Raw genomic sequence first — 20,856 nt, forward strand, 5'->3', positions numbered from 1 at the left:
GTTTTTGCGTCGACTCGATGCACACACCAAAAAACCCGCTGGCAGCGGGTTTTTTGGTGCTGGATGATAGAAACGTCAGACGCGCCGTTTGTATTCACCGGTTGCCGTGTCGATCTCGATCTTGTCGCCAATCTCGACGAAAGCCGGAACCATGATTTCGTGGCCGGTCGGTTTGATGCGAGCCGGTTTCATGACTTTGCCGGAGGTATCGCCGCGTACGGCCGGTTCGGTATACTCGACTTCGCGCACGACGGAGGAGGGTAACTCGACGGCGATGGCTTTTCCTTGATAGAGAACGACCTCGCAGCTCATGCCATCTTCGAGGTAGGGGAGGACGTTCTCCATGTTGTCCTTTTCCACTTCGTATTGGTTGAATTCCTCGTCCATGAACACGTACATCGGGTCGGCGAAGTAGCTGTACGTGCATTCCTTGCGCTCAAGGATCACGGTGTCGAATTTTTCATCGGCCTTGTAGACCGATTCGGTAACGTTGCCGGTGAAGAGATTCTTCAGTTTCATTTTTACGACGGCAGCATTACGACCGGATTTGTTGTATTCGGCCTTCTGGACGACGAAAGGTTCATCCTTGATGAGGACGACGTTTCCGGCGCGCAGTTCTTGGGCTTGCTTCATCATGGGTGTGATTCCCGCAGTTTCGTTGAAAATAAACGATCATTTTATCGCGTTTCTGGCAACGAAGTCGAGCAGCCGGCTACAGAGATCTTCTTGTAGGGCGAGATGCTGGCACCAGCGCTGGCAGTGGGCTTGCCAGAGATCGCGTCGTTGCCATAGACCACGCCAATCCTCGGGGGTTTCCCTGCCGCGGTTGCTGTTGAGAAACCACTGTGTCGCCAAATCTGCAAGGGATGGGGGGGCGTCGGCGAGGTAGTGCCCGAGGAATGCCTCGAGTTTGGTTAGATGAATGTCGTCTTCCTGGCGATAGGGATGCCAGAGGAAAGGGCGGGCGCTCCATTGAGCGCGAACGAAAGAATCTTCGCCTCGTACCCAATTGAAATCGCAGCTCCACAGCAATCGATCGAAATCGTCCTGCGGTAGCATGGGCAAAGGGACGAATCGCACCTGAGGTGCATCAGGATGGGTAAGAATCTTGGTGCCGAGTTCCAGACCCGTGCGGGCGAGCGCTTGGCGCGGTTGCCCCGGGGGAACGAAGACCGCCGTCGCTTGGGGATCGTGAGCGAGCCAGGCAAGGAAGGCACTGAGTTCGGCATCGGCGTAGCAAAAAAGGGTGATTCTCCGCGCCTCTAGCGTTTCGGTCTGCCCGATGCGATCCAGGAATCGAGCGATCCGTTTCGGATCGCCTTGAAAGCGGTTCCGCTGCTCGAGGAGCGTGCGTTCGCGCAAGAGTCCTCCAGTGCGGGGAGTGAAACCGGGGACGAAGAACCATGCGGTGAGTGGTAACCGAGGGTGGGGGGAAGGCAGACCATGGACCTCTTCTGCCCAAAGTTCGGGGGTGAGGTGCTCGAGGTGGATCCAGAGCGGGGGAGGACATTGTCTAGCAAGCGCTCCGAGCCAGGGTTCGCTCAGGCCGCAGCCAAAGGCTTCGATGGCAACGTCGATTTGAGCCAGTATTTCGCGATCGATCTCGTCCGGTTGCGAGCGATCCCAGAGTCGTAGCGTGAGTTTGCCGCACTGCTGCACTTTCTCCGTGGTTCGAATTTCCGGTGCCAATGTGGCGAGGGTGTGGAGATCGTCGATCCAGAGCGTGACGTCTTGGCCGAAGTCGTCTCGCAGTTGGCGGGCGAGGCGCCAGGTGATGCCGGCGTCGCCGTAATTGTCGATGATGGCGCAGAAGATGCCGAAACGCATGATGGTCCAAAAATAATGGGAGTCTAGCCCCTCTTGCGGGTTCCGTGGGAGGTGTATAATGTTTTTTCAGGGATTTTTTCGGCAGCTGTCCGTTGAGGGAGGTAAGGATGCGCGGGAAAACGATGCGTTGGTTGCTCGCAACGGTGATGGGGGTGTCGTGGGCGGGTGTATGGGCCGATGAAGGGGCATTGCCCCAGCTCGATCTCGACTTGCCGAGTGGCGTCTATCGGTGCGAAGAAGGGCGAAAGCAGCTCGGGGTGGAGCGGGTGCGCTACGATAGCGATCAGGTCGTGGTGCGTTGGGAGGGTAAACGCTATACCTTGGCGCGCGATGTTTCGTTCTCGGGGCTGCCCCGTTACGAGGATCGGCAAAACGGCTTGCTATGGGTCGATCTACCTTGGAAGAGCGTCCTGCTCAACACCAAGACCGAACGGCCGATGGCAGCCGATTGTGTCTATGCCCAAGGGGTCGACCCCTCGGTGCTCGATGCGCCGGTGAAAGTGGCCGATGTCAAGACGAAGAAAAAAGCCGTCGCGCGTTCATCCAAGCCTGAGCCGCAGAAAACGGCCAGTGCTGTGGCCGCTTCGTCCAACTGAACGGTTCTTCATGCGCGGCGGGCGTGGCGTCGTCGTGACGTCCGCCCGCCGTTGGTTTGATAGAATGTCTTTTTTTTTGCTTGCCTAGGAGTGATTCATGGCCGTAGAGCGTACGCTATCCATCATCAAGCCCGATGCCGTCGCCAAGAATGTGATTGGCAAGATCTACCAGCGCTTCGAGGATGCCGGTCTCAAGATCATCGCTGCGAAGATGGTGTGGTTGTCGGAAAAAGAGGCCGGCGCCTTCTATGCGGTGCACAAGGAGCGTCCCTTCTACAAGGACCTCGTGGCCTTCATGACCTCTGGTCCGGTGATGGTGCAGGTGCTCGAAGGCGAGAATGCCATCGCCAAGAATCGTGAGCTGATGGGGGCGACCGATCCGAAGAAGGCCGCGCCGGGGACGATTCGCGCCGATTTCGCCGATTCGATCGATGCCAACGCGGTGCACGGTTCCGATGCGCCTGAAACGGCCAGGGTGGAGATCGCTTTCTTCTTCCCCGAAATGAACATTTATTCACGCTAATTGGTCCACTCCGTCGGTGCCTCCCTGCCGACGGTTCGACGATGACCCCGACCAATCTGCTCGATTTCGATCTGCCCCAGCTCACCGACTGGATCCAGTCCCTCGGTGAGCGTCCTTTCCGTGCACGTCAGATCTTTCGCTGGATTCATCGCGAGGGCTGCGAAGACTTCGCGGCGATGAGCGACGTGGCGAAGAGTCTGCGCGCCAAGCTCGCGGAGCAGGCGATCATCGCTGCGCCGCGGGTGCTGCGCGATAGCGTCTCCCGTGACGGCACGCGCAAATGGTTGCTCGACGTGGGTGGGGGCAACGCCGTGGAGACGGTGTTCATTCCCGAGCGCTCGCGTGGCACACTATGCATTTCTACTCAGGCCGGCTGCGCGCTCGAGTGCGCCTTTTGCTCCACGGGCAAGCAGGGATTCAACCGCAATCTCAGCACCGCGGAGATCCTGGGGCAGTTGTGGCTCGCCAACCGATTGCTGGGCGCGGCCAAAACAGAGGGCGATTGGGATACGACCGAGGGCCCAGACAATGGCCGAGTGGTGACGAACGTCGTCCTCATGGGCATGGGCGAACCACTGGCCAATTTCGAGGCGGTGGTGCGCGCTCTGCGCGTGATGCTCGATGATCATGGTTATGGTTTGTCGCGACGGCGGGTCACGGTATCGACTTCCGGAATCGTGCCGGCCATCGACCGACTGCGCGAGCACTGTCCCGTGGCGCTAGCGGTGTCGCTGCATGCGCCCAACGATGCCCTGCGCGATCGGCTCGTGCCGATCAATCGCAAGTATCCTTTGCGCGAGTTGCTGGCGGCTTGCCAGCGCTATCTCGAGCGTGCGCCGCGTGATTTCATCACCTTCGAGTATGTCTTGCTCGCAGGGGTCAATGACGAACCGGAGCATGCGCGTGAGCTGGTGGCCTTGGTGCGCGACGTGCCCTGCAAGTTCAACTTGATCCCGTTCAATCCCTTCCCTGGGGCGCCGTTTGCGCGACCCGAAGAGGGACGGATTAGGCGCTTTGCCGCTATTCTGATGGAGGCGGGATTGGTGACGACGACGCGCAAGACGCGCGGTGACGACGTGGCTGCCGCCTGCGGTCAGCTCGCTGGCCAGGTGCGCGATCGGACCCGCCGTTCTCGGGGGGGCGAGCCGATCATTTTTCCTCAGAGGGCGTCGTGATGAAATCTTGGAGGCTTACTGTTGCCTTGTTTTGTTCCCTTGCATTGGTAGGGTGCGCGAATCAGGCGGTGCGGCCGGCAACGGGGATTTTCGAAACGAGCCATGACCGGCCGATGTTGGAACGTCAGCCGGATCGACCCAATGAGGTGAGGGCGAAGGCGCACATCGAGCTCGCTCTCGCCTACCTGGACATCGGACGGGTAGACGTAGCCCTGGACGAATTGCGCGCCGCTGCAGCCGAGGCGCCGGATTATCCTCCCCTTCATTACGCATGGGGCGTGACCAACCTGACGATCGGCGATCGCGTTCAGGCCGAGCGCGCTCTGACTCGAGCCTTGCAGGCCGCACCGCGAGATCCTGATTTCAACCTTGCTTATGGTTGGTTTCTTTGTACGGGTCCGCAACCTGCCAGTGGTCTGCCTTATCTCCAGCAGGTGGCGGCCAATCCCTATTACGGAAACAAGACGCGGGTCTACGCCAATCTTGCTTGGTGCCAGGAATTGGCGGGGGAGCGGGAGGCGGCTAGGGCGAGTCTGCAGGAGGCGATCCGTTTGGATCCGCGCAACACCCTGGTGCTCTACCAGGGGGCCCGTTTGGCACAACGCTGGGGTGAGTGGGATCGTGCCTCCGATTACTTGCAGCGCTTGATGAGGGAAGTCGATCCCGATCCGAGCCTGCTGTGGATGGCCATCAATGTCGAGCGCAAGCGCCGGGATACCGCGGCATTCGAGCAGTATGCGCGACGTCTCAGAGCGGAATTCCCCGATAGTCCAGAGGCGGAACTCCTGAGACAGGGGGCTTGGGATCTGTGACGGAGGGAGCATTGATCGAGCCTCGTGAAGTTGGCGTGCTGCTGGCACGAGCGAGGATGGAGCAGGGGCGCAGCGTCGCCGAAATGGCGCAGCAATTGAAGTTGCTGCCGCGCCAGATCACGGCGCTCGAAGAGGGGCGTTTCGATGAATTGCCCGGTCCGGTTTTCGTTCGTGGCTTCGTGCGCAATTATGCACGTGCGCTCGGGTTGGATCCCGAGCCTTTGCTCGCTTCGCTGGAGGTCAAACCCAGTGCCGAGCCGGTGAAGCTCACGCTAGCGTCGAACGCCGAGGGGGAGATCCGGATACGGCGCTCTCGCCCGTGGCGAATCGTTCTTCGCTATGTATTGCCCCTGTTCGTTTTGTTTCTACTCGTCGCCGTCTATTTCGACTGGTTCCGGATGCCGTCTCCGACACGGCAGGAGACAGCGGTCTTGCTCCCGCCTGCCGTTGAAGCGCAGGATACGACTACGGATGTACTGGGCAGCCATTCACGCTCGGCGGTGGCTGAGCCATTTTCCTTGCCCGCCGTTTCGGCCGCTTCAGAGGATGATTCTTTAGACGAGACGACGCAAAGCGCTCCTGCATCCGATGTCTCCGGGCCAGAGAAGACTCTCGCTGAGGCGCCGTCGGTAGTCAGCCCAGAAAATCCTCCTGAACCTGAGCCTGTGTTGCGTTTCCGGGCCGAGGGGCGATCCTGGGTCGAGGTGCGTGATGCCAGCGGAACGGTCGTGTTCTCCCGGATACTCGATGCGGGTCAGGAGGCTTCGCTGGACGGTACGCCGCCGTTTTCCCTGGTGGTTGGGAATGCGGCGGTGGTGCGAGTGGAGTTTCGAGGCGAACCCATCGAGATCAAAGAAGTGAGCAAGAATGGGGTCGGCAGAATCAGGTTGCCATGACGAGGTTGAAATGAAGGCGAACGACGCGCTTCTGGAAGAAGTCATGGCCGAGCCCACCGTTGGTCCGCAGCAGCGCCGATCCACCCGGCAGGTGCGCGTGGGGAACGTGACGATCGGCTCGAGTGCACCCATCGTCGTGCAGTCCATGACCAATACCGCGACGAGCGAAGTCGAGTCGACGGTGCGTCAAGTGCTGGCGCTCGCGCGTGCCGGGTCCGAATTGGTGCGGCTCACGGTCAATGACGAGGCGGCTGCGCGCGCGGTGCCCGAAATTCGCGAGCGCCTGGTGCGCGCCGGCTGTCGCGTGCCGCTCGTGGGTGATTTCCACTATAACGGCCACCAGCTGCTGCGCGAGTATCCGGCTTGTGCCGAGGCGCTGGACAAATGGCGCATCAACCCGGGCAACGTCGGACAGGGGGAAAAACGCGACCGACGTTTCGCCGAGATCGTCGAACTCGCCTGTCGGTACGACAAGCCCGTGCGCATCGGGGTGAATTGGGGCAGTCTCGACCCGGCCGTGCTCGCGCGCCTCATGGACGAGAATGCCCGGCGCGAGCGGCCTTGGTCGGCCGGGGCGGTGATGCGCGAGGCGCTCGTGACGTCCGCCCTCGAATCGGCGGCGCTCGCCGAGCGCTACGGCCTCCCTGGTGACCGCATCGTGCTCTCGGCCAAGGTCTCCAGCGTGCAGGATCTCATCGCCGTCTATCGCACACTCGCGCAGCGCTGCGATTATCCGCTGCACTTGGGCCTTACCGAAGCGGGTATGGGCAGCAAGGGCATCGTCGCCTCGACCGCGGCCTTGGCGGTGCTGCTGCAAGAGGGGATCGGCGACACCATCCGCGTCTCGCTCACGCCTGCGCCGGGGGGGGACCGTACCGAGGAAGTGGTGGTGGCGCAGCAGATCCTGCAGACCATGGGACTGCGGGCGTTCACGCCGATGGTGACGGCCTGCCCGGGATGCGGGCGCACGACGTCCTCTTTTTTTCAGGAGTTGGCCGAATCGACCCAGTCCTACGTGCGCGCGCGCATGCCCGAGTGGCGCGAACGCTACGACGGGGTGGAACAGCTGACGCTGGCCGTGATGGGCTGCGTCGTCAATGGCCCGGGTGAATCCAAGCATGCCCACATCGGCATCTCTCTGCCGGGCACGGGCGAGGCGCCGGCCGCCCCCGTTTTCGTCGATGGGCAGAAGGTGGCCACGCTGCGCGGTCCGGACCTTGCCGCGCAGTTCCACGCCATGATCGAAGCCTACGTGGCGCGGCGTTTTCCGCCGAAAGTCCCGCAATACGACGAGGAAGCATGAGCGCAACGAAATTACAGGCGGTGCGCGGGATGAACGACATCCTGCCGCCCGAATCCGATTGGTGGGAAGAATTCGAGGAGCGGGTGCGCACCTGGGCGCGCGCCTACGGCTATCGCCCCATCCGCACGCCCATCGTCGAGCCGACGGCGCTCTTCAAGCGTGCCATCGGCGAGGTGACCGACATCGTCGAGAAGGAGATGTATTCCTTCGAGGACGTGCTGAACGGCGAACACCTGACCTTGCGTCCCGAAGGGACGGCAGGCTGCGTGCGTGCGGTGATCGAGCACAATCTCCTCTTTCAGGGGCCGCAGCGGCTCTATTACCTGGGCCCGATGTTCCGCCACGAGCGGCCGCAAAAGGGGCGTTACCGGCAGTTCCACCAGGTCGGCATCGAGGCGCTCGGTTTTTCCGGTCCCGACATCGATGCCGAACTCATCCTCATGGGCGCACGTCTGTGGGACGAGCTGGGATTGCAGGACGTGCGGCTCGAGATCAATTCCCTGGGTTCGAGCGAGGAGCGCGCCGCACACCGCCAGTCCTTGGTCGAGTACTTCCGGGCACGCTACGACGAACTCGATGAGGACGGCAAACGTCGCCTCGATCGCAATCCGCTGCGTATCCTGGATTCGAAAAATCCGGCGATGCAGGAACTCATCGAGGGGGCACCGCGTCTGTTGGATTTCCTCGGCGAGGAATCAAGGGCGCACTTCGAGCGGGTACTCGCGCTCATCGAGGCAGCCGGCGTGCCCTATCGCATCAACCCACGGCTGGTTCGAGGGCTAGATTACTACAACCGTACCGTCTTCGAATGGGTGAGCCCGCGGCTCGGGGCGCAGGCGACGATCTGCGCGGGTGGCCGCTACGACGGCCTCATCGAACAGCTCGGGGGCAAGCCTGCCCCCGCGGCCGGCTTTGCCATCGGCGTGGAACGGCTGCTGATGCTATGGCAGGCGAGCGGCGGAAAAGTCGTGCCCAAGGTGCCCGACGTCTATGTGGTGCATCAAGGTGCGCGCGCCGAGGCCGTGGCGTTCCGACTCGTCGAGCGCCTGCGTGACCTGGGGCTCGACGTGGTATTGCATTGTGGCGGCGGCAGTTTCAAGAGCCAGATGAAAAAGGCGGACGCGAGTGGCGCGACGCTGGCCTTGATCCTGGGTGAGGACGAGGTCGACAGCGGCACGGTGGGGCTCAAGCCCCTGCGCCAGGAGGCGCCGCAGCAGCGGGTAGCGATCGAAGCCTGCGAAGACGCGGTGATGCAATGGCTCTACGGCCAGGAGGAAGGTAATGGCGCTTGACTTGCAGGAACAGGAGCAGATCGACGAACTCAAGGCCTGGTGGCAGATGTATGGCCGCTGGGTGACGATCGCCATCCTCATGGCGGCGATCGTCTCCTTGGGCTGGAACGGATGGCGCTGGTGGCGCCAGCACCAGGCCCAGGAGGCGGCGCGCATCGAGGCAGAGTTGGTGGTGGCCCTCGAACGAGGGGAGTTGCCTTTGGCACGGGCTGCAGCCCATCGTTTGCGGGAATCACGGACCAATGCCTTGTTGGCCGATCTCTCCGGTTTGAAACTGGGTTACGAACTGTGGCAAGCTGGTGATCACGCAGCCGCAAAAGAAGAACTCGGGCGCGTAGCCGAGCAGGGCTCCGAACCTTACCTGCGGGATGTGGCTCGCTTGCGCGAGGCGGCCGTGTTGCTCGATTCGGGTTCGGCCCAAGAAGCTTTCGAACGGCTCGCCATCGCGCCGGTGCCGGAGCTGGCCGCGCGCTATGAAGAAGTCCGTGGGGATGCGCTCGCGGCGCTCGGACGCCTCGAAGAAGCACGGGTGGCCTATCAGCGAGCCCTTGATCAGGGGACGGATCCTGCCTGGCGAGAACTCGTCGCCCTCAAGCGCGATGGGTTGGGGGGCTGAGCATGAGCGGTCGTTTCTCCCGTGTCGCTGCGCGCCTGCTGGGGCTGTTTGCCGTCGCGACGCTCGTTGCCGGCTGCTCTTCGCTCAATCCCTTTTCGCGCAAAGGACCCCAGATCGCGCCCCTGCCGCCGCTCACCAGTCCCGTGGAGGTGAGCATTGCAGCGCAGACCAAGGTAGGGGGCAGTGAAGGACTTTTCCTCACTCCGGCCATCCTCGACAACGAGGCCATCGTTGCCGGGGGTGACGGGCGCGTTTTGCGCTGGAATGGCGGTACGCGCTGGGAGGCGAAGCTCGAAGACAGGATCATCGCGGGTGTGGGTACGGACGAGCGCCTGGCCGTGGTCGTCACGCGCAAAGGGGAAGTGGTGGCACTTGCCGTCGACGATGGGGCAGTGCGCTGGCGCCATCCGCTCCAGGCCGACGTGATCACGCCACCCTTGGTGGCCGGCGGCTTCGTCGTGGTGCGTACGGTCGATCATCGGCTCATCGCGCTCGATGCGCGCGACGGCAAGGAGCGCTGGGTTTATCAGCGCAACCTGCCGCCCTTGTCGCTGCGCCAATCGGCCCCGCTGGTGAGCGCCGGCAACGCCATCGTCGCTGGTTATCCGGGAGGGATCGTTGCCGTGGTCGAACCGCGCAGCGGCGCACCGCTCTTCGATCTGACGGTGGCCTCGCCCAAGGGGGCGACCGAAATCGAACGGCTCACCGACGTGGTCGGTCCACCGTTGGTGGCGCGTCAGGAAGTGTGCGCCGCCGCGTATCAGGGGCGTGTGGCCTGCTTCGACGGGCGTACCGCCGAGACGATCTGGACCAAGGATCTCTCTAGCCGCACGGGGATCGATCGTGACTTTCGTTATATCGTCGTCACTGCCGACAACGACGACGTGGTCGCACTCGATGCTTACTCCGGGAGGGAACAGTGGCGCACGGGTGGATTCTCCTGGCGCTTGCTCACGCGTCCTCTCATCCTCGGAGACTGGGTACTCGTGGGCGATCGCGAAGGTTACGTCCACGTGCTCGATCGCAACGATGGCCGCATCCGTGGGCGGGTACGTGTCGGCTCCGGACCCATCCTCGTCGAGCCGAAATCCATCGGTCCCAACCGGGCAGTGGTGCAGAATACCGATGGAACGGTGGCCGTCGTGGAGGTGCATTGATGGCGGCACTGCCCACCGTCGTGCTCGTCGGGCGGCCCAACGTCGGCAAGTCCACCCTGTTCAACCGGCTCACGCAAAGCCGGGATGCACTCGTGGCAGACGTACCGGGGCTGACGCGTGACCGGCGCTACGGTCAGGGAAAGCTCGGCCCGCGACCTTATTTGGTCGTCGATACCGCCGGCTTCGATCCGACGAGCAAGGAAGGATTGACTCGCGAGATGGCGCGCCAGGCCGAGCAGGCGATCCGCGAGGCCGACGTCGTCCTCTTTCTCGTCGACGGGCGCGCCGGCCTCACGGCGCACGACCGAGACATCGCTGATTATTTGCGCCGGCTCGGCCGCTCGGTGCGGCTGGTGGTCAACAAGACCGAAGGCATGCGGCAGACCTACGTCACCGCCGAATTCCACGCACTCGGGCTGGGCGAACCCTTGGCCATCTCGGCGGCCCACGGTGAGGGCGTGCGCCAGATGATCGCCGAAGTCTTGGCCGATTTTCCCGAAGAAGACTCCAACGAGCCGCCGCAGGAGGAAGACGCGCCGCGCGTGGCGGTGGTCGGTCGTCCCAACGTGGGCAAGTCGACCCTCATCAACGCCCTTGTGGGCGAAGAGCGGCTCATCGCCTACGACCTGCCAGGGACGACCCGCGATGCGATCGAGGTGCCGTTCGTGCGGGGCTCACGCCGCTACGTGCTCGTCGACACCGCTGGTGTGCGCCGCAAGGGGCGGGTCACCGAGGCGGTGGAGAAATTTTCGGTGATCAAGACCCTACAGGCGGTGGAGCGGGCCAACGTGGTCGTGCTCGTGCTCGACGCGACGCAGGGGATCGCCGATCAGGACGCGCACTTGGGGGGATTCATCCTCGAGACCGGCTGCGCCCTCGTGATCGCGGTAAACAAATGGGATGCCGTCGATGACTACCAGCGTAGCCTGGTGAAGACGCAGCTTGCCAGCAAGCTGGGATTTCTGTCGTTCGCGCGCACCGTTTTCCTCTCGGCCGCGCAAGGGCGAGGGCTGGAGCCGCTCCTCAAGGCCGTGGACGAAGCCCATGCCGCCGCGTTTGCCAAGCTGCCCACGCCACAGCTCACCCGGGTGCTCCAGGAGCTGGTCAAACGCCAGGCGCCGCCGCGCCACGGGCTCTTTCGTCCGAAGCCGCGCTATGCGCATCAAGGGGGCAGCAATCCGCCGGTGATCGTCATCCACGGCAACGCGCTCGAGCATTTGCCCAAATCGTACCGGCGCTATCTCGAGCATGGTTTCCTCGAAGCCTTCCGTCTGCGCGGTACGCCGCTCAAGCTCGAATGGCGCACGTCGGAAAACCCCTATGTGAAACGCAGCGATTGAACGGCTGCTGCCCAAAGCCAGCGCGACTGTGCTATCGTTGTTCGTTGTGCTGCACCATTTTTCATGAGACCAAACCCACAACACGAAAGGCCACGACATGAGCAACAAAGCCTTGCAACTGCAAGACCCCTTCCTCAACCTGCTGCGCCGCGAGCACGTCCCGGTGTCGATCTATCTGGTCAATGGTATCAAGTTACAAGGGCACATCGAGTCCTTCGACCAATACGTCGTCCTGCTCAAGAACAACGTCACGCAGATGGTCTACAAGCACGCCATCTCCACCGTCGTGCCGTCGCGCCCAGTGACGCTGCGCGAAGTCCATGAGGACGAACAGCAAGCGGAACAATGATGGATTGTGGGGAACGCCTGCGCGATTGGCGCGTCTCATGAACGTTCCTCTTTCCTCGAAGGAATCTTTCATTGTTCGAACGTCCGCAACGCGGTGAACAAGCCGTGCTCGTCCAGCTCGATATCGGCCAGGGAGCGCTCGCCGAGCGTCTCTCTGAATTGCAACTCCTGGTGGAAAGCGCCGGAGCCGACGTGGTCGGCGTGGTGCGCGGTCGTCGTCCCCGGCCCGATCCGGCTTTCTTCGTCGGTCGCGGCAAGCTCGAAGAGGTACGCAGCGCCATCGTGCAGGGGCAGGGTGACCTGGTCGTCTTCGACCATACCTTGTCTCCAGCGCAGCAGCGTAACCTCGAGCGCGAATTGCAGTGCCGGGTGATCGATCGCAATGCCCTCATCCTCGACATCTTCGCGCAGCGTGCCCGCAGTCACGAAGGAAAACTCCAGGTGGAGCTCGCCCAGCTGGAATATCTTTCCACGCGCCTCGTGCGCGGCTGGACCCACCTCGAGCGCCAGCGTGGAGGGATCGGCCTGCGTGGCCCGGGCGAGACCCAGCTCGAGACCGACCGGCGGCTCCTGGGCATTCGGGTCAAGCAGCTGAAGAGCCGGCTCGAGCGGCTCGAGCGCCAGCGCATCACACGCCGGCGCGCGCGCAACCGTCGGGGGGTGCCGCAGGTCTCGCTGGTGGGCTATACCAACGCCGGCAAGTCGACCCTCTTCAACGCACTCACCAAAGCCGGCGCCTATGCCGCCGACCAGCTCTTTGCCACGCTCGACACCACATCGCGCCGCATCTGGCTGCCGCGCGTCGGTGACGTCGTGCTCTCGGATACCGTAGGATTCATCCGTGATCTGCCGCACGACTTGGTGGCGGCCTTCCACGCCACGCTCGAAGAGGTCGCCGAGGCCGACCTGCTGCTACACGTCGTCGATGGGGCGAGTGAGGATCGTGAGGCTCAGCGCGCCACGGTAGAGGCGGTGCTCGCCGAGATCGGCGCACAGGACGTGCCACGGATCGAGGTGTTCAATAAAATCGACTTGCTCGCCGAGGTTCCGGCCGAGCGAACCGACGAGTGTGGTAGCATTCGCCGGGTTTGCGTCAGCGCGCGCACCGGAGAGGGGCTCGACTCCTTACGTGCGGTGCTCACCGACCGCCTGTGCGCCCTGTCGCCGATGCGTACGGTGCAATCAAGAAATGAGGAACTCCATGTCATTGAATGATCCCCGTTGGGGCGATCGTAACGACGGACCTGACGATGAGGGGCGCCGTCGTGATCCTCGCCCGGGACGTCCGCCCCAAGGCGAAGGCCCCCCCGACCTCGAGGAAGTCTGGCGTCAATTCAACGAGCGGCTCGCAGTGCTCTTTGGTGGTGGCCGCGGGGGGCGCCCTTCGGGTCCTAGAGGAGGTCGCTCCTGGGATGGCAAGCAATTCGGTGCCGGGATCGTCTTGCTCGTCGCCATCGTACTCGTGTTGTGGCTGCTTTCCGGGTTTTACAAGGTCGATGCCAACGAACGCGCGGTGGTACTGCGGTTCGGTCGGTACGTCGAGACGACGGAACCGGGCTTGCGTTGGCGCTTGCCTTACCCGATCGAACGCCATGAGATCGTCGATCTCACCGGCGTGCGCACCGTCGAAGTCGGTTACCGCGGCACCGACCGCAACAAGGTGTTGCGTGAATCGCTCATGCTCACCGACGACGAGAACATCGTCTCGATCCAGTTCGCGGTGCAATACGTGCTCAAATCCCCCGAAGACTATCTCTTCCGCGACCGTGCGCCCGACGAGAGCGTCAAGCAGGCCGCCGAGAGCGCCATGCGTGAAATCGTCGGCAAGTCCAAAATGGATTACGTCCTCTACGAAGGACGTGAGGACATCGCCGTACGCGCTCAGGAGTTGATGCAGACCATGCTCGACCGCTACCGTACCGGGGTGCAAGTGGTGCGCGTCACCCTACAAAACGCCCAACCACCCGAGCAGGTGCAGGCGGCTTTCGACGACGCCGTCAAGGCCGGTCAAGATCGCGAACGCTTGCGGAACGAAGGTGAGGCCTATGCCAACGCAGTGATCCCTCGCGCTCGAGGCACGGCCGCACGTCTATTGGAGGAGGCCAATGCCTACAAAGGTAGGATCGTGGAACAGGCCACTGGTGATGCCGCGCGCTTCACCCAGATCCAGCAGCAATACCGGCAGGCGCCGGCGATCACGCGCGAACGCCTCTATCTCGAGACGATGCAACATATCTTTACCAATACGAGCAAGGTGCTGGTCGATGCACCGGCCCACAACAACCTCATGGTTTTGCCGCTCGAGCGTTTGCTCACCCCTTCCGGGGGCACGACGGCGCCAACTTACCAAGGGCCTAGCAGCGGCGATGGCAGTGCCGAGGCTGCGGCCGAATCGACCCGTAAGGAACGGGACATGACGAGACAAGATCTGCGCAACCGTGAGCGGGGGAGCCGATGATGCAAGCTAGGATCGCCACCGTGCTCGGGGTGTTGCTGCTGATTGCCGCGATCGCCTCGATGTCGCTCTTTACCGTCGACGAGCGCCGCTATGCCATGGTCCTGCAGTTCGGGGAGGTCAAATCGGTGATTTCCGAACCGGGCTTGCACGTGAAACTACCCTTGGTACAGAACGTTCGTCTGTTCGATCGGCGCTTTTTGACCATCGATACGCCCGAACCTGAGCGTTTCATCACTTCCGAGAAGAAGAACGTGTTGGTGGACCACTTCATCAAGTGGCGCATCGCCGACCCGCAGCAGTATTACATCACCATGGGCGGGGACGAGACGCGTGCTCGCACACGGCTACTGCAAACGGTCAACGCCACGCTGCGCGAAGAATTCGGTCAACGCAGCGTGCACGATGTCGTCTCCGGTGAGCGCGACAAGGTCATGGAAATCGTGCGCACCAAGACCGACCGCGACGCGCGCACGTTCGGTGTCGAGATCGTCGATCTGCGCCTGAAGCGCGTCGATCTGCCGGCAGAGGTGTCCGAGTCGGTCTACCGCCGCATGGAGGCCGAGCGCAAGCGCGTGGCCAACAACCTGCGCTCCGAGGGGGCGGCGATCGCCGAGCGTATCCGCGCCGACGCCGACCGGCAAAGCGAGCTGATCATCGCCGAAGCCTATCGTGAGTCGCAGCGGCTCAAAGGTGAAGGGGATGCCGAAGCCACGCGCATCTTCAACGAAGCCTATGGACGCGATCCCGAGTTCTTCAGCTACTATCGCAGCCTCGAAGCCTATCGCGAGAGCTTCTCTCGGCGTGAGGACGTGTTCGTTCTCGATCCAAGCTCCGCGTTCTTCAAACACTTCAAGACGCCACAGTCGTCGGGCAACCGCTGAGCCTTGCCGTCCAGAGCATGTCCGAAATCTTCTGGAAAGCCTTGGGTCTGATGCTCGTTTTCGAGGGCTTGATGCCTTTCCTCGCACCGCATGCCTGGCAGCAAGCCCTGAAGCGTCTGGCAGAGGTGCCTTCCGAGCGCTTACGCTGGTTCGGTGCCGCGGCCATCGTCCTGGGGTTGCTCATCGTCAATGACGTCATCCTGTGAGGCCATCCATGCGTTGGGTTTTGCCCGACTATCTCCGTGACGAGCTGCCCCCGGCGGCGGAGCACCTCGAGCGCTTACGACGCGATCTGCTCGATCTCTTCCGTCTTCATGGCTACCAGCTCGTCGCTCCTCCGCTCATCGAATTCCTCTCTTCGCTCATCGTCGGCGGAGAGGAAGACCTGAGGCTGCGTACGTTCGGGCTCACCGACCAGTTGAGCGGCCAAACCATGGGGGTGCGTGCCGACATTACGCCTCAGGTGGCACGGATCGATGCGCATCTGTTGAATCGTCGGGGCGTCACCCGTCTGTGTTACTGTGGCCCGGTGCTGCACACTCTGCCCGCCTCGCTCACCGCCACGCGCGAGCCGCTGCAGCTCGGTGCCGAGCTCTATGGTCATGGCGGTGTGGAAGCCGATATCGAGATCATTCGCCTGCTGGCGACTGCCCTCGAACGGGCACGTCTACCGGCGGTGCGTATCGACGTCGGGCACATGGGGCTCTTTCGCGCCCTCACCGAGGGCATGGATCACGAGCGGGCAGAGGCGCTCTTCGAACTGCTCCAGGCGAAAGATTCTGCGGGAATCGAGAACTTCCTCGCCACGACCGGCGCCGAGATCGATGAGGCGCGTGCTGTTTCACTGTGCGCCCTGCCTGGGCTCTACGGCGGGATCGAGGTGCTCTCTCTGGCACGGTCTCGGCTCGCGCCGCTGCCGGCAGTGGTGCGGGCACTCGAAGAGCTCGAGGCGCTCGCCGAAGCGCTCGCCGATTTGCCCCTGGGGTTCGATCTGGCGGATCTTCGTGGCTATCACTATCACACCGGCGTGATGTTCGCTGCCTACGGCGCCAACCACCCTTCGGCGCTCGCCTTGGGCGGGCGTTACGACGGACTCGGTGCGGCTTTCGGACGGGCTCGGCCGGCAACGGGATTTTCGATCGATTTGCGCGAACTCATCGCCCGTCTGCCGCTCGCCCCCTTGCCGGGCGCCATCCTCGCGCCTGCGGTGGACGATGAGGCGTTGGAGGCAGTAGTGGCCCAGTTGCGTGAGGCAGGGCAGGCAGTGGTGCGGGAATTGCCGGGGCATCCGCTCGAAGAATGGCGCGAAGCCGGCTGCGACCGGTGCCTCGTGCGGCGCGCCGGACAGTGGGTCGTGGAACCGTTGTGATCGTAAAAGGAAGGGCTGATGGCTAAGAACGTGGTCGTCGTCGGGACGCAGTGGGGCGACGAAGGTAAGGGCAAGATCGTCGACTGGCTCACCGACAACGCTCAGGGCGTGGTGCGCTTCCAGGGTGGGCACAACGCGGGGCACACTTTGGTGGTGGGGGAGCGTGAATACAAGCTAAACCTCGTGCCCTCCGGCATCGTGCGCGAAGGGGTGGCCTGCTTCATCGGCAACGGGGTGGTGCTCGACGTGCATCACCTCCTTGCTGAGATTCGGACGTTGGAGGCTGGCGGGATCGAAGTGCGCTCGCGCCTGCGCGTGAGCCCCGGTTGCCCTTTGATCCTGCCCTATCACGTCGCGCTCGACCGGGCGCGCGAGGCGGCGCGTAGCGCCGGCGACAAGATCGGTACCACGGGCAAGGGCATCGGCCCGGCTTACGAGGACAAAGTGGCCCGTCGTGCGATCCGCCTCTACGATCTCTTCCGTCCCGAGCAATTTCGCGCCAAGCTCGAGAGCAACCTCGCCTGGGTCAATTTCGTGCTCACCCAGGCTTTCCACGCCGAGCCGCTCGAGTTCGAGCCGATCTATGAACAAGCGCTCGCCGATGCGAAAGAAATGTTGCCCTTGGTGACCGACGTCTCCGCCCGACTCTACGAGATCAACAAGGCGGGCGGCAATCTGCTCTTCGAAGGGGCGCAGGGGACGCTACTCGACATCGATCACGGCACCTATCCCTTCGTCACCTCCAGCAACTGTGTCGCCGGTCAAGCCGCCGCCGGCGCCGGGCTGGGGCCGGGGCGACTGCACTACGTGCTCGGCATCACCAAGGCGTATTGCACTCGGGTGGGCGGGGGGCCTTTCCCCACGGAATTGGACATCGACACCGAGGGCACCCCGGGCTGGCAGATGTCGACCAAAGGGCGGGAGTTCGGCACCGTCACCGGTCGCAAGCGGCGCTGCGGCTGGCTGGACCTGGCCGCGCTCAAGCGTTCCATCATCATCAATGGCGTCTCCGGTCTGTGTATCACCAAGCTCGACGTGCTCGACGGCCTCGAGGAGCTGAAGCTGTGCATCGGTTATGAACTCGAGGGTGAACGGCGCGAATTGTTGCCGATGGGAGCCGACGAGGTCGCCCGTTGTGTTCCCGTCTACGAGACCTTGCCAGGCTGGCGCGAGAGCACCTTCGGGGCGCGCCGTTGGGAGGATCTTCCCTACGAGGCCCGTGCCTACCTGCACCGCATCGAGGAATTTTGCGAGATTCCGATCGACGTGATCTCGACTGGCCCCGAGCGCGACGAGACCATCCTGCGCCGTCATCCTTTCGGCGCCTGAAACCGTTTTTCTCCGGATGTGCTACAGTGAGAAAGCTCCGTGAGGGGCTTTCAATCATACGAACCACGAAAAAGGAGGAACCCGATGAAACTGTATTTCTCGCCCGGCGCCTGTTCGCTGTCGCCCCACATCGCCCTTCGGGAAGCCGGCGTCGAGCCCGAGCTGGTGCGGGTGGATCTCGCCACGAAGAAACTCGCCGATGGGGGCGATTATCTGGCGATCAATTCCAAGGGCTACGTGCCGGCGCTGCAGCTCGACGATGGGACGATCCTCACCGAAGGCCCGGCGATTCTCATCTATATCGTGCAGAATCTGGCACGTACGCCGCTCGGCCCCAAAGAGGGGATGGGGCTGGTGCGGTTGGTGGAATGGCTCAACTTCATCGCTACCGAGATTCACAAAGGATTCTCGCCGCTCTTCAAGCCGAACTGCCCGCAAGAATGGAAGGCGGTGGCGAAGGAGAACCTGCTCAAACGCCTGCAATGGGTGGACGGCCAGCTCGCTCAGCGGACCTGGCTTCTCGGGGAAGAATTCTCGGTGGCCGACGTCTATCTCTATGTTTGTTCGCGTTGGACGTCTTTTGCGAAAATCGATCTCGCGGCGTTTCCGGCACTTGCCCGTTTCGCCGATAAAATGACCCAACGTCCAGCGGTACAGGCGGCAATCGAAGCCGAAGGGCTCAAGCGGTAAGGCGTCGGTGTTTGCCCGCATAGAAAAGCCGCCAAAAGGCGGCTTTTTCCGTATTTCAGGGATAGAGCACGGGATAGTCGAGGTAGCCTTTCTCGCCCCCCGTATAGAAAGTGGAAGGATCGGGCGTGTTGAGCGCCGCGCCGTGACGGAATCGCTCGACCAGATCGGGGTTGGCGATGAAAAGCTGCCCGAACGAGATCATGTCGGCCTCGCCGCGAGCGATCGCCGCGTTGGCCGTCTCGAAGGTGTAGCCCCCGTTCGTCATGTAGACGGTGGGCCACAAGGGGCGCAGCGTGCGCAGGTCGAAGGCAGGGCCAGCGACTCCAGGGGATTCTTTGCCCATTTCGGTGATGTGCAGATAGCCGAGATTGAAATCGCCCAGGGCTTTGACGGCGTAAGAGAAAGTTGCCTCGGGGTTGGAGTCGCGCATGTCGTTGAACGGTTGTAGGGGCGAGAGGCGCACCCCCACGCAGCCACGATCCCATACGCCGAGCACGGCCTCGGTCACTTCCAGGAGAAATCGGGCACGGTTGGCGATGGAGCCGCCGTAGGCGTCGGTGCGACGGTTGCTGCCGTCGCGCAGGAACTGGTCGATGAGGTACCCGTTGGCACCGTGGATCTCCACGCCGTCGAAACCCGCCGCCTTGGCATTGCGCGCGGCCTGAGCGTAATGTTCGATGGTTTCCGCGATGTCTTGCAGGCTCATGGCGCGCGGGGTGACGAAGGGTTTGTTGCCGCTCGGCGTATAGGTCTCGCCGCGGGCAGCGATCGCGGAAGGGCCGATCGGTTCCAATCCCCCATTGACCTCGGGATGTGCCACTCGGCCGCAGTGCCACAATTGGGCAAAGATGCGTCCACCACGGGCATGCACCGCTTCGGTGACGGCTTTCCAACCTTGGATTTGAGCCGGCGTGAAGATGCCGGGAGTGTTGGGGTAAGCGAATCCTTCTGGGGAGATCACCACGCCCTCACTGATGATGAGACCGGCGCTGGCGCGCTGAGCGTAATAGCGTACCATCATGTCTGTGGGAACGCCGTGGGCACTGGCCCGATTACGCGTCATCGGCGCCATGGCGATCCGGTTGGGCAGGGTGTAAGGGCCCAGAGCGATGGAGGTGAAGAGATCGCGCTTCTCGGTCATCGATCGATCCTTTCCGTGGTTGTTGTGTGAGCCCAATCACTATAGATCGGCCAAGGAAAAAAACCAATGGCTTCGGTTCGCAATGGGATCAACGGCGTCGTTCGAGCAGGTCGTTGCACCTTTCCGCTGTGATCCGGGTTCCCCGTGGTTGCCCCGATCGAGGCGATTTTCCGTCCAGAGCGCTAGCGTTTCACGGCCTCGGTCAACAGGCCGGTTTGGGGCGTGATCGGTTGGGGCTCGCGGGTTCCGAGAAACCAGGGGCGAGGTTTTTCCGGACCGAAAGGAGCCTGTAATCGGTTTGAGAGGGCGTTGTATACGAAAAAGGCGTTGGAGCGCGGCTGTGGTGTGATGTTGCCGTTCGAGCCGTGCATGACGTTGCAGTGAAATACCAACACCGTCCCAGGTTTTCCCTCGGCAACGACGATTCCCTGCTGGTCGACGAGGGTCGCTAGGCTCACATCGTCTGGCACGCCGTATTCTTGCTTTTTCAGGGAGTGGAGGTAGTGCTCCGCGGGCGTCTCGCCTACGCAGGAGATGTAGGTGGTGTGTGACCCCGGGATGAGCATTAGCGCCCCGTTGATCGCGTCGTTTTCCGTGAGTAGGACCGAAATCGAGACGGCGCGCATTCGCGGCATGCCATCTTCCACGTGCCAGGTCTCGAAATCGCTATGCCAATAGAATTCTTTGCCTCGAAATCCCGGCTTGTAATTGAGGCGTGATTGGTGGATATAGACCCGATCGTCGAGTAGAAACTCGGCAATTCCGACCAGCCGCCGGTCACTTGCCAGGCGCTGCATCACTGGGGCCTGTTGATGGATGGCGAAGATGGAACGCACCTCGCTGCTGTTGGGTTCGGTGATGAGCGTCTCGGGGTCGAGGACTTGCGCCTGGGTGCGGAGCCGCGCGGCTTCTTCTTGCAAAAGGCGCACTTCTTCGTCGGTGAAAAGTCCGTCGAGGACGAGGAACCCTTCGCGCTCGAAACGGGAGGCTTGGCCGGCCGTGAGAGGGGCTTCCGGCGTCCAAGGGCGATAGAGCACGGGGTCCTTTATGGGGCTCATCATGGCCTCATGGCTGCGACGAGAGGGATAGAGATCTTCCATACA

At 62.6% G+C, this 20,856-nt stretch carries 22 protein-coding genes; 18 read left to right on the forward strand and 4 right to left on the reverse strand.

Annotated elements, in window-relative coordinates:
- Positions 1-75 precede the first annotated feature (75 nt).
- The gene (efp, locus tag GV368_RS09250; protein WP_142805311.1) at positions 76-633 is read right to left on the reverse strand and encodes an elongation factor P; all 558 of its coding nucleotides are present in this window, start codon (positions 631-633) and stop codon (positions 76-78) included.
- Positions 634-672: 39 nt separating this feature from the next.
- The gene (gene earP / locus GV368_RS09255; RefSeq protein ID WP_169116326.1) at positions 673-1,827 is read right to left on the reverse strand and encodes an elongation factor P maturation arginine rhamnosyltransferase EarP; all 1,155 of its coding nucleotides are present in this window, start codon (positions 1,825-1,827) and stop codon (positions 673-675) included.
- A gap of 107 nt (positions 1,828-1,934) precedes the next feature.
- On the opposite strand from earP, the gene GV368_RS09260 reads away from it, so the two are divergent.
- The 18 genes from GV368_RS09260 (at position 1,935) to gstA (ending at position 18,612) form a co-directional block, all read left to right on the forward strand.
- A complete protein-coding gene (locus GV368_RS09260) occupies positions 1,935-2,423 on the forward strand; it encodes an MliC family protein (RefSeq protein ID WP_169116327.1) in 489 nt (162 codons plus the stop codon).
- Positions 2,424-2,520: 97 nt separating this feature from the next.
- Positions 2,521-2,946, forward strand: coding sequence for a nucleoside-diphosphate kinase (ndk, locus tag GV368_RS09265; RefSeq protein ID WP_142805281.1), 426 nt, complete (start codon positions 2,521-2,523; stop codon positions 2,944-2,946).
- Between the two features lie 41 nt (positions 2,947-2,987).
- The gene (gene rlmN / locus GV368_RS09270; RefSeq protein ID WP_142805282.1) at positions 2,988-4,121 is read left to right on the forward strand and encodes a 23S rRNA (adenine(2503)-C(2))-methyltransferase RlmN; all 1,134 of its coding nucleotides are present in this window, start codon (positions 2,988-2,990) and stop codon (positions 4,119-4,121) included.
- 113 nt (positions 4,122-4,234) lie between these two features.
- Positions 4,235-4,933, forward strand: a complete 699-nt coding sequence (locus GV368_RS09275) for a tetratricopeptide repeat protein (protein WP_169116328.1) — start codon at positions 4,235-4,237, stop codon at positions 4,931-4,933.
- Positions 4,934-4,944: 11 nt separating this feature from the next.
- Complete coding sequence (locus tag GV368_RS09280) at positions 4,945-5,829, forward strand: helix-turn-helix domain-containing protein (RefSeq protein WP_169116329.1); 885 nt, start codon at positions 4,945-4,947, stop codon at positions 5,827-5,829.
- Positions 5,830-5,872: 43 nt separating this feature from the next.
- Positions 5,873-7,132, forward strand: coding sequence for a flavodoxin-dependent (E)-4-hydroxy-3-methylbut-2-enyl-diphosphate synthase (gene ispG / locus GV368_RS09285; RefSeq protein ID WP_169116349.1), 1,260 nt, complete (start codon positions 5,873-5,875; stop codon positions 7,130-7,132).
- Positions 7,129-8,424, forward strand: coding sequence for a histidine--tRNA ligase (hisS, locus tag GV368_RS09290; protein WP_169116330.1), 1,296 nt, complete (start codon positions 7,129-7,131; stop codon positions 8,422-8,424). The genes ispG and hisS overlap by 4 nt, the downstream gene beginning before the upstream one ends.
- Positions 8,414-9,040: a YfgM family protein gene (locus GV368_RS09295; RefSeq protein ID WP_169116331.1), complete on the forward strand. Its 627-nt coding sequence runs from the start codon at positions 8,414-8,416 to the stop codon at positions 9,038-9,040. The genes hisS and GV368_RS09295 overlap by 11 nt, the downstream gene beginning before the upstream one ends.
- A gap of 2 nt (positions 9,041-9,042) precedes the next feature.
- Entirely contained in the window at positions 9,043-10,197 is a 1,155-nt protein-coding gene (gene bamB, locus GV368_RS09300) for an outer membrane protein assembly factor BamB (protein ID WP_169116332.1), read from the forward strand.
- Positions 10,197-11,537, forward strand: coding sequence for a ribosome biogenesis GTPase Der (der, locus tag GV368_RS09305; protein WP_169116333.1), 1,341 nt, complete (start codon positions 10,197-10,199; stop codon positions 11,535-11,537). The genes bamB and der overlap by 1 nt, the downstream gene beginning before the upstream one ends.
- Before the next feature lie 97 nt (positions 11,538-11,634).
- Complete coding sequence (gene hfq, locus GV368_RS09310) at positions 11,635-11,886, forward strand: RNA chaperone Hfq (protein WP_142805289.1); 252 nt, start codon at positions 11,635-11,637, stop codon at positions 11,884-11,886.
- A 71-nt stretch (positions 11,887-11,957) separates the two neighbouring features.
- Positions 11,958-13,100, forward strand: a complete 1,143-nt coding sequence (hflX, locus tag GV368_RS09315; RefSeq protein WP_169116334.1) for a GTPase HflX — start codon at positions 11,958-11,960, stop codon at positions 13,098-13,100.
- Positions 13,087-14,343 carry an FtsH protease activity modulator HflK gene (gene hflK / locus GV368_RS09320; protein ID WP_169116335.1) on the forward strand — a complete coding sequence of 419 codons (1,257 nt, stop codon included), beginning with the start codon at positions 13,087-13,089 and terminating at the stop codon, positions 14,341-14,343. The genes hflX and hflK overlap by 14 nt, the downstream gene beginning before the upstream one ends.
- Positions 14,343-15,224, forward strand: a complete 882-nt coding sequence (gene hflC, locus GV368_RS09325) for a protease modulator HflC (protein ID WP_142805313.1) — start codon at positions 14,343-14,345, stop codon at positions 15,222-15,224. The genes hflK and hflC overlap by 1 nt, the downstream gene beginning before the upstream one ends.
- Positions 15,225-15,241: 17 nt before the next feature.
- Positions 15,242-15,430, forward strand: coding sequence for a DUF2065 domain-containing protein (locus GV368_RS09330; RefSeq protein ID WP_142805292.1), 189 nt, complete (start codon positions 15,242-15,244; stop codon positions 15,428-15,430).
- An 8-nt stretch (positions 15,431-15,438) separates the two neighbouring features.
- The gene (locus tag GV368_RS09335) at positions 15,439-16,593 is read left to right on the forward strand and encodes an ATP phosphoribosyltransferase regulatory subunit (protein WP_169116336.1); all 1,155 of its coding nucleotides are present in this window, start codon (positions 15,439-15,441) and stop codon (positions 16,591-16,593) included.
- A gap of 18 nt (positions 16,594-16,611) precedes the next feature.
- Entirely contained in the window at positions 16,612-17,922 is a 1,311-nt protein-coding gene (locus tag GV368_RS09340; protein ID WP_169116337.1) for an adenylosuccinate synthase, read from the forward strand.
- A gap of 84 nt (positions 17,923-18,006) precedes the next feature.
- Entirely contained in the window at positions 18,007-18,612 is a 606-nt protein-coding gene (gene gstA, locus GV368_RS09345; protein ID WP_169116338.1) for a glutathione transferase GstA, read from the forward strand.
- A 55-nt stretch (positions 18,613-18,667) separates the two neighbouring features.
- Here the strand turns inward: gstA and GV368_RS09350 are convergent, their stop codons facing one another.
- The gene (locus GV368_RS09350) at positions 18,668-19,753 is read right to left on the reverse strand and encodes an alkene reductase (RefSeq protein WP_169116339.1); all 1,086 of its coding nucleotides are present in this window, start codon (positions 19,751-19,753) and stop codon (positions 18,668-18,670) included.
- Between the two features lie 182 nt (positions 19,754-19,935).
- Positions 19,936-20,853: an ectoine hydroxylase gene (gene thpD, locus GV368_RS09355; protein ID WP_169116340.1), complete on the reverse strand. Its 918-nt coding sequence runs from the start codon at positions 20,851-20,853 to the stop codon at positions 19,936-19,938.
- Positions 20,854-20,856 lie beyond the last annotated feature (3 nt).

The sequence above is a fragment of the Tepidiphilus baoligensis genome, assembly GCF_012911495.1.
Classification (GTDB): Bacteria; Pseudomonadota; Gammaproteobacteria; order Burkholderiales; family Rhodocyclaceae; genus Tepidiphilus; species Tepidiphilus olei.